Source organism: Dyadobacter sp. CY327, from assembly GCF_021390415.1.
Taxonomy (GTDB): domain Bacteria; phylum Bacteroidota; class Bacteroidia; order Cytophagales; family Spirosomataceae; genus Dyadobacter; species Dyadobacter chenhuakuii.
In genome coordinates this window covers 2250563-2263968 of the sequence record NZ_JAJUXJ010000001.1, presented here as the reverse complement: position 1 = coordinate 2263968, position 13406 = coordinate 2250563, and the positions used below count along the sequence as shown (strand labels likewise).

Genomic DNA, 13406 nt, shown 5'->3' with positions numbered 1-13406 from the left:
GCGACGTGCTGAACATTACTGTCAGCGGGCAGCAGGGCCATGGTGGTATGCCATGGAATACAGTTGACCCGGTAGTTGCCTCGGCATACGTAATAGCCGGCTTACAATCCGTTGTTAGTCGACGCGCTGACCTGACAAAGTCACCAGCCGTTGTTTCAGTGGGGATGATCCATGGCGGGTCCAGCCAGAATGTGATTCCGGACACTGTAAAAATGGTTGGTACCATCCGCTCATATGACCCTGAGGCACGCAAGCAACTCCATGCTGATATTAAGCAGGCTGCTGAGCACATTGCGGAAGGAACCTATGCGAAGGCGCAGGTGGACATTTTGCCTATGTATGATGTCACAGATAACAATGATGCCCTGGCTAACCAAATGCTGCCCGTACTGAAGCGCGCTGCCGAAGCGGGCGTGGTACCCGGGTCGTTGCAGGGGGCCTCGGAGGATTTTTCTTACTTCGCCAAAGAAGTGCCGGGTCTATATATTTTTCTTGGTGTTACGCCCGATGGTGAGGAACCTGCCAAAGCTGCCCCAAACCATAATCCCAAATTCTTTGTCGATGAAAAAGCATTGGTAGTAGGTACAAGGGCAATGGCGGCAATGGCCGTTAATTTCTTAATGAGCGGATCACCCAACTAACAGCTGGCAAATTTCGAATTTACAATTGAATGACAGCGAAAAGACTATCCGGCCTTTTGACATGCTGCTGCACAGGCCGAGCTTGACAACAGCGAATTGTCTGTTTAGCTTCGTATATCTAGCTTACGCAGCATTTCGTCCGTTATTGATTCGCTGTAAATACCATAGCCGTTTACCAGCACACCTTTTATTTGATGAACATCGGATGATATCGCATATAGTACGGCTGCATCCGAGGGGTTACTGTCCCCTTCAAACCGAATGAATTTATCCACTTTAAAGTCATCGGTAAATATTTTGAACTGCCCGTTACGGCACTCAAGGCAGTTTTGTCGAAGGTTGAAGTCCTCCGAATATCCTTGGTTGCGCAACTCATTCAAACTTTCAGTTAGCGTTACATATGGCTCCATAGTTCTTGAGATATAATAGTAAAAGGATTTTGATTCTTGTAATCTAAGACAAGTATTAGTGCTTAATAATTATTTATTATGCCGTCGCTAAAAGCTTTTGAAACGCTCTTCTACTCTTGTGTGGACGTCAGGCAATATGGTATCGTAGGGATGTTATTTCTTATTCATAAGCTTAACCAACTCAATTAAGATAATACAAACAACAGTTGTAATTATCACTATTAGCATAATATGCCAGCTTAATGGTGTTGTTTTAAAAACGGTATCCAAAAACGGCACATACACAATCAGCATTTGAAGCATTATGGTAAGGATTATTGCTCCCCACATCCCCCGGTTAGCAAATATATCCCTGGAAAATATTGAATGATATGTGGAGCGCACTGAAAGCGCATTACCCAGTTGCACAAAACATAGAGTTGTAAATACTGCGGTCTGTTGTGTCATTACATCGTAATTTTCACTAACGCACCACCACTGAATGAAGAGTGCAGCAAACGTCATAATGATTCCTATGAGTACGATACGAAGAACTAAACCGCCTGCAAATAAATTTTCCTTAGGTGGACGGGGGGGGCGGTTCATAATATCCTTTTCGGCTGGTTCTGCCACTAGCGCAATCCCGGGCAAGCCATCCGTCACCAGATTTATCCAGAGAATGTGTATGGGGAGCAGTGGAATAGCAAACCCAATAATTGGGGCAAAGAAGATTACCAGGATCTCACCCAGGTTACACGAAAGCACATAAACAATAAACTTTTTGATATTCTCGTAAATACGCCTGCCTTCCCGAACGGCTTTCACAATGGTGGCAAAATTATCATCCAACAGAATCATATCAGATGCTTCCTTCGATACATCAGTGCCAGTTATCCCCATTGCAATCCCGATATCTGACTGCTTTAAGGATGGTGCATCATTTACGCCATCGCCAGTCATGGCAACAAACTCACCGTTGTTCTGTAAAGCTTTTACAATATTTAATTTCTGCTCTGGCGACACACGTGCATATACAGCAACGTGTTTCGTCACACTCTTAAATTCTTCTTCCGTCAGCTTCTCTAAATCCGAGCCTGCCCTGACCTCTTGGGACCCTTCTTCAATCATCCCCAGGCGTTGGGCGATGGCTGTGGCAGTAAGTGGCTGGTCGCCGGTTATCATTACAGTTTTGATACCCGCGGATTTACATTCTTTAATGGCTTCTATGACTTCTTCGCGGGGCGGATCAATCATGGCTGCCATCCCCAAAAATTCAAGTTCATTCTCTTCATCTGAGGTTATCCTGCCAGGATCTTTTTCAAAAATTTTGTAAGCAAAAAATAGAACCCGAAGGCCATCTGCCGCCCACTTACGGTTTTGCGCGAGCCATCCGTCAGTCTGATTTTTGTATTTTTCAGATACCGATTCCAGCATTTTTATTGGGGCACCTTTTACAAACAAAATCCATTTGTCCCCATATTTATGTAAGGTGCCCATCCGCATGCGCTCTGAATCGAATGGCAGCTTCTCCAACAGCGGGAATTTTTGATCTGCTTCTTCTTTTGTTTTGCCCTTATCTATGGCATAATTTACCAATGCTGTTTCTGTGGAATCGCCCAACAGTTCTTTGTCTGCGGAAAATCGCACATCATTATTGAGCATCATTGCATAGCCCAAAAGTTCTTCCTTTCCCTCTACCGCAAGGATACTTTCTACCGTCATGATGTTTTGGGTAAGCGTCCCGGTTTTATCGCTGCATATATAGGTGACTGACCCTAACGTTTCAACCGCCGGCAATTTCCTCATCAATGCATTTTGGCTCACCATTCGGCGGGCCCCCTGGGCAAGCGCAATAGTTATGACGGCAGGCAATGCCTCTGGCAACGCAGCAACAGCCAGCGACAATGCGGTAAGAAACATGGCAAATGGCGGCTCGCCACGTAGCAAGCCAAGACCAAAAACGGTTAGGCAAATCACTAGAACAATAACCGCCAGTTGCTTACTAAAAACAGCTAGCCTTTTTTGGAGGGGCGTTTTTTGAGAACTTGCCTCCATCATACCTGCAATTTTACCGATTTCGGTATTCATACCAATGGCAGTGACGACCGCCTGGGCCGAACCATTACTCACAACCGTTCCTTTGAAAACCATATTTAGCTGGTCACCAGGCACAATGTCCCCTTCTTTTATTGGCTCGGTTATTTTTTCTATTGAATGGCTTTCGCCGGTAAGCGATGCTTCGTCCGTTTTAAGAGAACTCACTTGGATAAGCCTTGCATCGGCAGGGACAATATCACCGGCTTCCAGTATAATTAAATCACCAGGGACTAATTGACTTGCTTCAATTTTTAAAGGGTTATTGTCGCGGATCACGATCGCAAACTGTGCCGACATTTTCTGTAACATCTTTACTGATTGCTCTGCATTATATTCCTGCGAGTAACCCATCCAGGCATTACCGAGAATGATGGCCAGAATAACGTATGCATCTGTATGCTCGCCAACCATAAATGAAATGGCGGCAGCGACAATCAGTATCAAAATCATAACATCCTTAAACTGACTAATAAGGATGGACAGTTTACTTTTTCGTTTGGCCTCCTGCAATACATTCTCCCCAAATTCATTTCGAAGGTTTACAACTGTATCACTTTTTAAACCCGAAGCGGAACTCTTTAGAGAACTTATGACGTCTGCTACACTAAGCTGGAAAAAAGTCTGCATGATGGTAAGCAATTAAATATGCGTTAGTACTGATACATTATACACCCAAAGAAAAATCAACCGCAGCCTACGAACAATAAGTACTATCTACTTTCGCGTTGGGCGGCTACTGATGCCTCTCCTCTATTTGCGGTATGTGTTATCATTTACAGATTATGTTAGTTATAAAAGCACCCAGCATTATGGGAGGTTGGAAAAATAGTATCAATACTATTTTTCGCTACGCCCACGACTATTCCCCTATGATACCTTTGTGCAGTTCATTCTAAAATATAATCTGACTTAAAGCAAAAAATACGGAAATTTCTATAAATTGATGAAAATATCTGCTAATTCCTATGAATGGTTTTATAGCTATTCAATCACTCGGTGTGCAACAGGATTTAACTCTCCGGCTGCTCGGTGCGATTCAATAAACTGCGCGTTTCACTGCCTGCTTCATCGTCTGCGTTTTACTTAATCATACGTCATACCTTTAGCAAATCAAATAATGAAAAATTTTAACATTGCAGTTATCGTGGGAAGCCTTCGCAAAGAATCCTACAATTTAAAAACTGCGAACGCCCTAATTTCCCTTGCGCCGGAATCTCTCAGTCTTGAAATATTAAATATTTCAAATCTTCCAATGTTTAATGAGGACCTGGAAGCAACACCGCCAAACGAATGGGAAGAATTTCGGCGGCAAATCAGGTCTGCCGATGGCCTTTTATTTCTTACGCCAGAATATAACCGTTCGGTACCTGCTGTTTTAAAAAATGCTATTGATGTAGGCTCGCGTCCATATGGGCAAAATTCCTGGAATGGAAAACCGGGAGCGGTAGTAAGCGTTTCTATTGGAAATATTAGTGGTTTCGGTGCTAACCATCATTTACGCCAGTCACTTGTTTTTGTTAATGTACCCACCATGGCACAGCCCGAAGCATATATAGCTGAAGCAACAGGGTTATTTGATGAAAGCGGAAATCTCATCAATGATTCTACAAAGAGCTTTCTGACTGATTTTATGGTAGCCTTTGAGCAATGGGTTACCACGCATGCCACGAAGAATTAGAAGGAAATCGCAGTTTTTTAGCCTCCGTACGGATGGCTGTAGCTTTTATGGCTCAATTTCCACATGGACCGGTACCGCCTTTAGAATAAATACGAATTATACATTTTTCTATTCCTTAATACCAGTTAAATCAAGCTTGATCTCACTGAATTTATGGATAGCAAAATTGAAAACCGTGATTGCAAACAAACATTTCTTGTGTCCTTTCTTTTTTCTGCTCGTAGCAATTCACTGCACGCCCTGTCTGGGTCAGAAAAAATATGAACGGGAATACACTGTCAAAGCTGATTCCGTTCCGGACAGCGCCACTTTATTTGTGTCCCGTCTTTTTAACAACTCCAAAGTTCATTGGTATATGGAGGAAAGCGATACCATTAAGTCTATCGAAGCGAAACTGAAGCATTCGGGAAAACATTACAGTATCGAGTTTGATGAATCCGGACAAATACAAGATATCGAAATCCTCATTAACATTCGTGATTTGGAAAAAAATATCCGTTCAAAAATAAAAGATAACCTCAATGCTACATTTAAGCGTCAAAAAATCATTAAAACACAACTGCAATGGGTTGGTAGCGAGAATAGCCTGGAACGCGCTGTTCTCGCTAACATGCCGCTTGAAGGGATTATAGTTAAATATGAGATAGTCGTCAGGGGGCAGACAGAAAACGTGGAAGCGTATTTTGAAGTGCTATTTGATAGTACCGGAAGGATTGAAAGCACTATGGAAATAGCATTAGCAAATGACGATAATCTTATTTACTGATGTGCAGACTTATCTTCTTTTGTTTATTATCCTGTACAGCATTATGCCAAACATATCGGGCGGGAACAACTAATCAAATTAACCTAAACTTTAAGGTTGGCAAAAGTTTAAAGTTTAATACAAAATTGGAGTCTCGTCAAATCCTATCGCAGAAAGAAATTGACAAGTCTCCTAGCCATAGATTTCAATATGAGCGAACCGATTTGACCTTGCTGCTTACTACCAAACTGTCTGTTAATAATACCATTGGGGGTGGTTATATGATAAGGTTAGAAGAAAATACGTATTATCACCGGATCATTCAGCAATTTAATAATGTGAGGAAGTTTGAATGGTTCAGTGTAGCACACCGGGTCTTGGCCGACGAAACTTTTACCAACCATGGACTTAGTAGCTTTCGGATAAACTATAGGATCGGGATACAGAAACCGCTTAACGGTCAATACATCGATCCGAAGGAATTTTATGCAAAGGTCAACAATGACTTTCTTGGTACCTTGTCACGTGGTGAATCCGACTTTGAGATCGGCATCTTACCTACCCTCGGATATACTGCTACCGCCAACAATAAAATAGAGTTTGGGGTGGACTATCGGGTAAATGAGCTAAGAAAAAATAGCATAGCCCAGCAATTCTGGGTAACGCTTGGATGGTTCATTAGTATATGAATGATTATTTACCTGCGATAGGATCCAAATCATTTGCAACAATAAATCCAATGCTATTCGAATCCTTATTTCGGTCCCGTCATACCAGCATCTGGTATCGCAAAAAAGCTAATGCTGGTTGCCGGAAGCGTCAGCTCACCACTCTTTACTGGCTTGCCCTTTAAAACTGGCAACTCACCATTGTCTTCGAGTTTCAGATCCGTCCCGTTAAGCTGTATGGTTTGTCCTTCCAATTGAGAGGAAGTCAGCAAATAGTGCTCGGAGTCTATATCGATACGGATTGGAGCTGCTTTCTTATTTGTATTGATTACCAGCAGCGTTACACCTGCCTTGCTCCCTTTCATGTTGTGAGTAAAAACATAAACGCCCTTTGTCCCCTGCCCTGCTTCGTAAACCTGGGTGCCAATAAGTTTGGCCCACAGATACGCTGCCCAGTAATTTGGTTTGGGCAAATGTGTATCCTGGTCGATCAGACTGTACTCGCTGGCAACAAGGGTATTATGCATGATAACCTTAACCCCTTTCTTGGCCAAGGATCCCATTTTGTACAGGTAGCGGAAAGTGTCAAGGAAAGTCGCTGAGAATGGGTCGCCTCCACCCGCAGCCTGCGCCGTTTCTGTTATCCACAAAGGAATGCCAGGGTTGTACTTATCCCTTAAACCCGCATAATAGTGTGCGACCGTATCTGTTTTCAGCAACCAACCTGCGTCCAGCGCATTTTCAGCTTTTACTGAAAAAGGGCCACTGCGCATCATGCGCATGGAAGCCGCTCCGTAATAATGATAGGAGAAAACATCGAATTTGGGATTGGGTTTAGCAGCTAACATATCCTCAGTTGGCAAAATACTCATCCCCATCCCCTGAAGAGAAACGTTGGGCGACCCTTCGCCTACTGAACCGGGCCCTAGCACCAGCATATCGGGAACTGCCTTTTCGGCCCACGCATTAAAAGCAGCCATGTCCTTGGCGAAGTTTTCCGCATTATACGACTTACTGATTTCACCGCCAGCCGTCGGCATTGTTGGTTCATTAAACAGCTCGGCCGCTGCAATCTGGCCGCCAACACTCTTGGCAAAGTCTGCCAGTTTTTGTGCTTGCACCGGGGTCCATACCCCTTGCGCATCCCGTACGCCATTGGATACTGCAAACGATGTAACCAGTTTAGAATCGGTTGCTTTTATGAAATCTAGTAACCCTCCAAATTCCTTCTTGGACAGCACATTGACAAACCCGGTAGGTGCTTTCGCCATTTTAGGTTTGTCGTCGTCCTGAAAATAAATACCATTTGTCCATGTGCCGCTCATCCGCACATAAGCAGCGGCTAACCCTTTAGCCAGGATTAGCAACCTTTTGTCTGTGAGATCAATGGGTTTCAATTGTCGGTACAGCTGATCATTGGTTTGTGAGACGTCGTAAGTTGAATTTGCAGCCAGGTCAGGCAAGCTGTCCATCAGTGATAAGGTTTCCAGAACTGCCCGCCTGCTACCTCCACTGTTTCCACATTATAAGACTGATAACGTTCATCTACCACTGCTATCTGTTTCATCGTTTTAGGTGAAAGGCTGATGAGCGTGCTATCCTTTCCTTGATCCGACTGTTCAGAAGTGTTGCAGGCAGAGACAATAAATGCTGTCATAACTACTAGGTTGAGCAACTTGTTCATTACATTATCTAGTTTAGTTGATTTGTATTGAAGAACAACATTAAATGAAAAACTGCCTTACTACCCGCTCGTTTGCTGTGCGGTCAAATACTTTCTGGCGGCCTGGGCCATCGTAGCAATCCCTGCACCAAGCATGATGATATCTTTAATCACAAGTCGCCCTGCTGCACTCAGATAAGGGAACCCATACTCGGCGTCACCAAGTGATGGCACCCAGGTTTCAGGTGTGGTAATCAGAAATGACAATGTGACAATTGACATCATGATAACAAGAAAACTTCCAAATGCTGAGACTGCGGGAAATACCGGGTACAGCGCTACCAGAAACCCAATCAAAATAATTACTGTGCCCAACCCATAAGAAAAAATATAAGTATGGTTGGCTTGATGCCATGCGACATTTTCGGGCTTTAATTCACCTTCCTTATTCATATGCTGCTTATATTCTGGCGCATCGTATTTATAAAAGAAGTTCATAAATGGACTATTGGCTACAAACGGCACGATGCCGGCAGCTTCATATTGAAAAGCTTTCAAACCGCCAATCCATAACATTACAATCACAATGCCCCATCGGGCAGCATTAATGCCGGTGGCTTGTAACCCGGCCGCATAGGATAATAGTTTATTTATCATTGTTTCAATTTTAAGATTATAGAGCCATTAACCAAACAATATCAGGGACTAGCCCAACCTCCTCCCAACGACCTGTATAAGTTAACCACTGATTGCAACCGTTGCAATTGGTCATTAATGCTTCCAAGCTCCGCTTGCAACAAGCTTTGGCGGGCCGTAATGACCTCGTTGTAATTGGCAAAACCGTTTTGAAGCAGCTCGCCTGAATAGCTTACCGATTTCTGCAATGCTTCCAACTGATAGCTGCGGATCGCAATTTTATAAAACCAGGGAGACAGATGGCATTGTCACGATCCGGGCTTTAGTTGTATTGCCCTTCGTGTTTTTGGAGAATGCCAAAACCTGTTTTTCATTGATCGAAAAATAGGCGTAAATGTTCCCAATGTTCGAAACTGTGGTTAATGGTTCGGGTGTATTACTATTAACAAGGGCGCCAATTTTATAAGGAATTAAGCCAACAATGCCATTTGCAGGGCTTGCAATGGTGGTGTAGCCCAAATTAGTGCGCGCATTGGAAAGCGCAGCGAAAGCCTGTGCGAGCGCCGCTTGTTTTGCTTGCAAGGTAAACTGCGCAGATTCAAGCTCGTATTTACTGATAATGTTCTTTTCGACCAATGGCTTCACCTTATTGACACCCATTTGCGCGGCATTGACGTCTGCTTCTGCGATTTTAATATTTGCCTGTGCAGTCCGTACTTCCTGCTCGTATTGAGGGGCATTGATTTTAAACAGCGCTTGCCCGCTTTTCACAGTAGCGCCTTCATCAACGAAAATTTTTTCTATAAATCCATCTATTTTCGGACGGATCTCAATATCCTGCTGCCCTTCGATGGTTGCCGGGAATTCGCTATTTAATGTGATCGTTCTTTGTGTAATCGTCAGGACCGGATAGTCCTTGATTTGCTCCGCCACATTCCCACTGTCCTGCTTTTTGTCCTGACAGGACAAGAAAAGGACGAACGTTAATGACAAACCAGTTAGTGAGAGCTGTATCCTTTGATTCATAGGAATGGAATTTTGGAAACTCGATCATGAACAGATGATTGCAGATAATAAACTTAGGGATTGCAGATTAACAGGGGAGGTGAACTGGGGAGCCTGTTGCACGGATACTGGTTGAAGCTATAATTCATAACCATGCAAGGATTAGGTGAATGTTATCTCAATGTATAGAATTTTTAGAAAAGTCTGATGCCGGCAAGAATTTAATTAAATTTTGTCACTCCTACGACTACCCAATTCTAACAGACGTCATCGTCAGCGAACCGCCAACGGCCTGGTCGTTGAAAAAGGAAACAGGTTCCTTTCCCGCCTTTAAGCCCAATGTATACATCAGAGGAAGGTAATGCTCCGGTGTTGGTATGGCCAGTGCGGCCTCCCTTCCCAACTGACTGTAATTGATCAGTGGCTTGTGATCATTTTCCAGGATCAGGTCTTTGAATTGCTCATTGATTTGCAACGCCCAGTCATATCCATAACCCTGCACGCTAAGCTTGTCCCAGGCTACCATTCTCAGATTGTGCACCATATTTCCGCTGCCAATGATCAGTACTCCCTTTTTTCGTAGCGCCATTAGTTCCCGTGCCAGATCATAATGGAATTGAGGCCCTTTGGTGTAATCAATGCTCAGTTGAAGCACTGGAATTTTGGCCTCCGGATACATATGCCTTACCACCGTCCACGTGCCGTGGTCAAGTCCCCAGTCATGATTAAGCTCCACTTTTGCGGAACGAATGATTCCCGCAGTTTCTTTGGCTAATGCTGGATTGCCCGGCGCAGGATATTGTACGGCAAAAAGTGCCGGCGGAAATCCACCAAAATCATGGATTGTTTCAGGAAAATCCATTGCTGTGATCTTGGTGCCATTGGTAAACCAGTGCGCCGATACCACCAGCACGGCAGCTGGCGTAGGGATTTCTTTGGCCATTTGTGCCCACCTTCTGCTAAACGCAGTGTCTTCAATGCCGTTCATCGGTGAGCCGTGGCCTATAAACAGGACCGGCATCGATCGCTGCTGGTCTGGAAGCTCATTTGTAAAATGTTTGAATGCTGTTAATGTTGTCATATTTATTGCGCCTGTAAAGGCAGTTTTTATGAATTGCTTTCTTTTGATCATTGCTGATGATATTTCTGCCTGGTGATGGGTTTAAAGCAGCAGTTTCGAAAAGCTCACCCACAGTTTGCAAATCCTCTTGATCATTTCAGGAAATGAATGAATCAGCCTTCTTGCCTACAAGGATAGGCTTGGCAAAGGCAGCCGGAAATACGATATTGAAGGCTTTAACAACTTTCGAATTGGGCAGCAATTTTTGCAGCTCTTCTGCGGCACTCGTACCAGAGACGGTCACCAAACTGTCATAGGGTTCGTTTAGCGGGTTAGCAATGCTTATGACCATTTTCTGATTGGCAACTTCACGGATTTTCTCCGCAATTTCCTGTTGAGATCCATAAGGAACGGCCAGGATAATGATGTCGGCCTCCCAGGATGCCTCTGTCGGACATCCGTAAATTTCGATATCAGCCTCAGGACTCGCGTTTCTAATCTCCTCATATAAAGCTTCCAGTTTATCTGGCTGGTTACCTAGCAGCAATAAGCGATAGTTACCCTTTGACAGGCTTTTAGAAATGAAGGTGCCCACATTCCCGGTGGCACCTATGATCGCAATGGTCTGTTTCGTGTTCATTTTGTCTCATTTTGATACACAAAATTACCTCAATGAGCCTGCATGGGACGATGAGTCTGATCAAGAAATTCCATTGATTTTAGTCAAGATAAACCATCAGGGGAAAGCAAAGGGAAGCTATTGACTTTTGCCGATCCTGCTTCGGATCCTGCTCAATGTTTCGGGGGAAAGTCCCATGTGAGAGGCAATCATATGCTGGGGGACACGCTGGACAATGTCAGGATATTGGTCAATAAAAGATTTATATCGATCATCCAGAGACATACTGATAATGCTCAGCGTTCTTTTCTGGAGTGCAATGTAGGCCTCGGTCATCAATATCCTGAAAAATGTTGCGTACTTCGGCACCGAAATCAGCATCTGGTCGTGTGCAGACTTACTGATCAAAACTAGCTCGCAGTCTTCCAGCGCATCTATATTCTGTGTTGAGATCTGCTCAGTAAGGAAACTGGATAGATCGCCGATCGCCCAACCTTCCAGCGCAAACGAAAAAATGTGCTCTTGTCCATCAGAATCCACAATGTAACTGCGCATGGCTCCCTTTTCTATAAATGCTACAGTCTTGCAGATATCTCCTTCCTGTAGCAGGTATTGACGCTTCCGCAGTTTTTTCGGGGTCAGAAATTGTTTCACCGCATACTCTTCTGATTCGCTCAGCTGTACCTTCTCGTTGAATTTGCTGAAAAACACCTCATACATAACCTATCCGATTTGGACAAACAATTAGTTAATATGCAAGGATATAATCTTTACAAAGCTAAATTCTCCTCATTCATGCACCAACAATATCAGTAATTATCAGAATCTGAATATGCCAGATAGAAAGAATGACGTAAAAAACATAATTTTAAATAACTACAAAAAGAATCTACATTGAGCAATCAACAAACGATAGCCGGAAGTACAAATGCGTTTCCCTGGCTGATCATGATTTTGATGTCGTCTGTAACATTTGTCGGGATTCTTTCTGAGTTAATGCCATCCGGTGTGATGCCGCAGATAAATTCCGATTTAAATATCAGTGAGCTACAAGGAGGTAATCTGGTAGGCTACTACGCAATTGCGTCTGCTATCTTTGCCATCCCACTTGTGTCGGTAACCCTGAAATTTAACCGCAAAATCTTGATATTGATTTTGCTCGCCGGATTTGCTGCTTCCAATATCATGGCCGGCATTTTAGCCAATTATACTATCATCATTATCCTAAGGATCATAGGCGGTATTTGTGCCGGCGTGATGTGGCCCATGATAGCGGCCTACGGGATGCGCCTGGTCAACCATGAGCATCATGGAAAAGCGATTGCCGTGATTATGGCTGGAAATACCCTGGGTATTAGTGCAGGGATGCCGTCTATAACATTTATTGGCAACCGATACGGGTGGCGGGCAGCATTTATCGCACTTGGAATAATGACTATCGCCATTGCTGTGACATGTGCTGTTGCATTACCATCTACACCCGGCGAAAAACTCACGAGAAGTTCATCGCCTTTTTCCCTGTTTAAAATTCCCTCGGTATTGACCGTCCTGCTGCTCACCCTTCTTGGCGTAATGGCCCACTATGGTGTATATGTGTATATTACCAGGCTTGTTGATGAAATTGAATTGCTAGGTGGAATAGAAAGTGCCTTACTACTTTTTGGATCAGGGTCTTTGATTTCAGTATTGCTGGCCATAAAATACACCGACAAACATCTGAGGCTGCTTACCACAGCGATGTTTGCACTCGTAATTATTTCTATGCTTGTTCTATTGCTATTTGGTAAAAAGACAATAGTAGCTCATGTTGCTTTCTTTTTATGGGGAATTTCTTTTGGCCCATTAGTGACCTTACTGCAGGCAGCCGTAAGCAGACAGGTAGAAAGTGGAAAAGACGTTGCCACTTCGGTTCAATCTTCTGCATTTAACTTATCTATTATGATCGCAACTTCCGCAGCAGGTGTATTGCTCGGAAGTTATTCTCCCATGAGCTTGACATATTTTGCAATCGTTTTAGCAATTCCTGGTATGATCATTTCCATTTTTGCAAAAAAGGCACTAGGTTAATTTTTGAATGGACCAGTCGTTCATTAGTAAGCCTTCTCTGGTTTTAATTGATATTCTAAGTTACTGGACTTTCAGTCAACTCACTAATTATCAACCAAAATTAGAAACGATATCCTTAAATCGTGAAAGTGAAAATTT

15 protein-coding genes are annotated in these 13406 nt (G+C 43.6%); 5 read left to right on the top strand and 10 right to left on the bottom strand.

Annotated elements, in window-relative coordinates; translation table 11 throughout:
• Window positions 1-641 (top strand): M20/M25/M40 family metallo-hydrolase (locus LZG74_RS09575; RefSeq protein ID WP_233796316.1); only part of this gene is annotated, 641 nt, incomplete at its 5' end.
• Window positions 642-745: 104 nt separating this feature from the next.
• Here LZG74_RS09575 and LZG74_RS09570 read toward each other — a convergent pair.
• Window positions 746-1051: a phosphoribosylpyrophosphate synthetase gene (locus LZG74_RS09570; RefSeq protein WP_233796315.1), complete on the bottom strand. Its 306-nt coding sequence runs from the start codon at window positions 1049-1051 to the stop codon at window positions 746-748.
• Between the two features lie 153 nt (window positions 1052-1204).
• The gene (locus LZG74_RS09565) at window positions 1205-3754 is read right to left on the bottom strand and encodes a cation-translocating P-type ATPase (RefSeq protein ID WP_233796314.1); all 2550 of its coding nucleotides are present in this window, start codon (window positions 3752-3754) and stop codon (window positions 1205-1207) included.
• Between the two features lie 490 nt (window positions 3755-4244).
• On the opposite strand from LZG74_RS09565, the gene LZG74_RS09560 reads away from it, so the two are divergent.
• From LZG74_RS09560 to LZG74_RS26505, 3 genes are all read left to right on the top strand, one after another.
• Window positions 4245-4805: an NADPH-dependent FMN reductase gene (locus LZG74_RS09560; RefSeq protein WP_255699077.1), complete on the top strand. Its 561-nt coding sequence runs from the start codon at window positions 4245-4247 to the stop codon at window positions 4803-4805.
• A gap of 175 nt (window positions 4806-4980) precedes the next feature.
• Entirely contained in the window at window positions 4981-5571 is a 591-nt protein-coding gene (locus LZG74_RS09555; RefSeq protein WP_233796313.1) for a hypothetical protein, read from the top strand.
• Window positions 5571-6239: a DUF2490 domain-containing protein gene (locus LZG74_RS26505; protein ID WP_409014450.1), complete on the top strand. Its 669-nt coding sequence runs from the start codon at window positions 5571-5573 to the stop codon at window positions 6237-6239. The genes LZG74_RS09555 and LZG74_RS26505 overlap by 1 nt, the downstream gene beginning before the upstream one ends.
• Window positions 6240-6304: 65 nt before the next feature.
• On the opposite strand, the gene LZG74_RS09550 is transcribed toward LZG74_RS26505, so the two are convergent.
• The 8 genes from LZG74_RS09550 to LZG74_RS09520 form a co-directional block, all read right to left on the bottom strand.
• Window positions 6305-7690: a hypothetical protein gene (locus tag LZG74_RS09550; protein ID WP_233796312.1), complete on the bottom strand. Its 1386-nt coding sequence runs from the start codon at window positions 7688-7690 to the stop codon at window positions 6305-6307.
• Window positions 7690-7875, bottom strand: coding sequence for a hypothetical protein (locus LZG74_RS09545; protein ID WP_233796311.1), 186 nt, complete (start codon window positions 7873-7875; stop codon window positions 7690-7692). The genes LZG74_RS09550 and LZG74_RS09545 overlap by 1 nt, the downstream gene beginning before the upstream one ends.
• 87 nt (window positions 7876-7962) lie before the next feature.
• Window positions 7963-8538, bottom strand: a complete 576-nt coding sequence (locus LZG74_RS09540) for a DUF417 family protein (protein WP_233796310.1) — start codon at window positions 8536-8538, stop codon at window positions 7963-7965.
• A 41-nt stretch (window positions 8539-8579) separates the two neighbouring features.
• Window positions 8580-8789 (bottom strand): TolC family protein, encoded by a 210-nt coding sequence (locus tag LZG74_RS26500; protein WP_409014455.1) that lies wholly within the window; start codon window positions 8787-8789, stop codon window positions 8580-8582.
• 7 nt (window positions 8790-8796) lie between these two features.
• Window positions 8797-9543 (bottom strand): efflux RND transporter periplasmic adaptor subunit, encoded by a 747-nt coding sequence (locus tag LZG74_RS09535; protein ID WP_233796309.1) that lies wholly within the window; start codon window positions 9541-9543, stop codon window positions 8797-8799.
• A 226-nt stretch (window positions 9544-9769) separates the two neighbouring features.
• Complete coding sequence (gene ygiD / locus LZG74_RS09530) at window positions 9770-10603, bottom strand: 4,5-DOPA dioxygenase extradiol (RefSeq protein WP_233796308.1); 834 nt, start codon at window positions 10601-10603, stop codon at window positions 9770-9772.
• Between the two features lie 136 nt (window positions 10604-10739).
• Entirely contained in the window at window positions 10740-11222 is a 483-nt protein-coding gene (locus LZG74_RS09525) for an NADPH-dependent F420 reductase (RefSeq protein ID WP_233796307.1), read from the bottom strand.
• Window positions 11223-11339: 117 nt separating this feature from the next.
• A complete protein-coding gene (locus LZG74_RS09520) occupies window positions 11340-11921 on the bottom strand; it encodes a Crp/Fnr family transcriptional regulator (protein ID WP_233796306.1) in 582 nt (193 codons plus the stop codon).
• A gap of 174 nt (window positions 11922-12095) precedes the next feature.
• On the opposite strand from LZG74_RS09520, the gene LZG74_RS09515 reads away from it, so the two are divergent.
• Entirely contained in the window at window positions 12096-13268 is a 1173-nt protein-coding gene (locus LZG74_RS09515; protein ID WP_233796305.1) for an MFS transporter, read from the top strand.
• The last annotated feature ends 138 nt before the right edge of the window (window positions 13269-13406 follow it).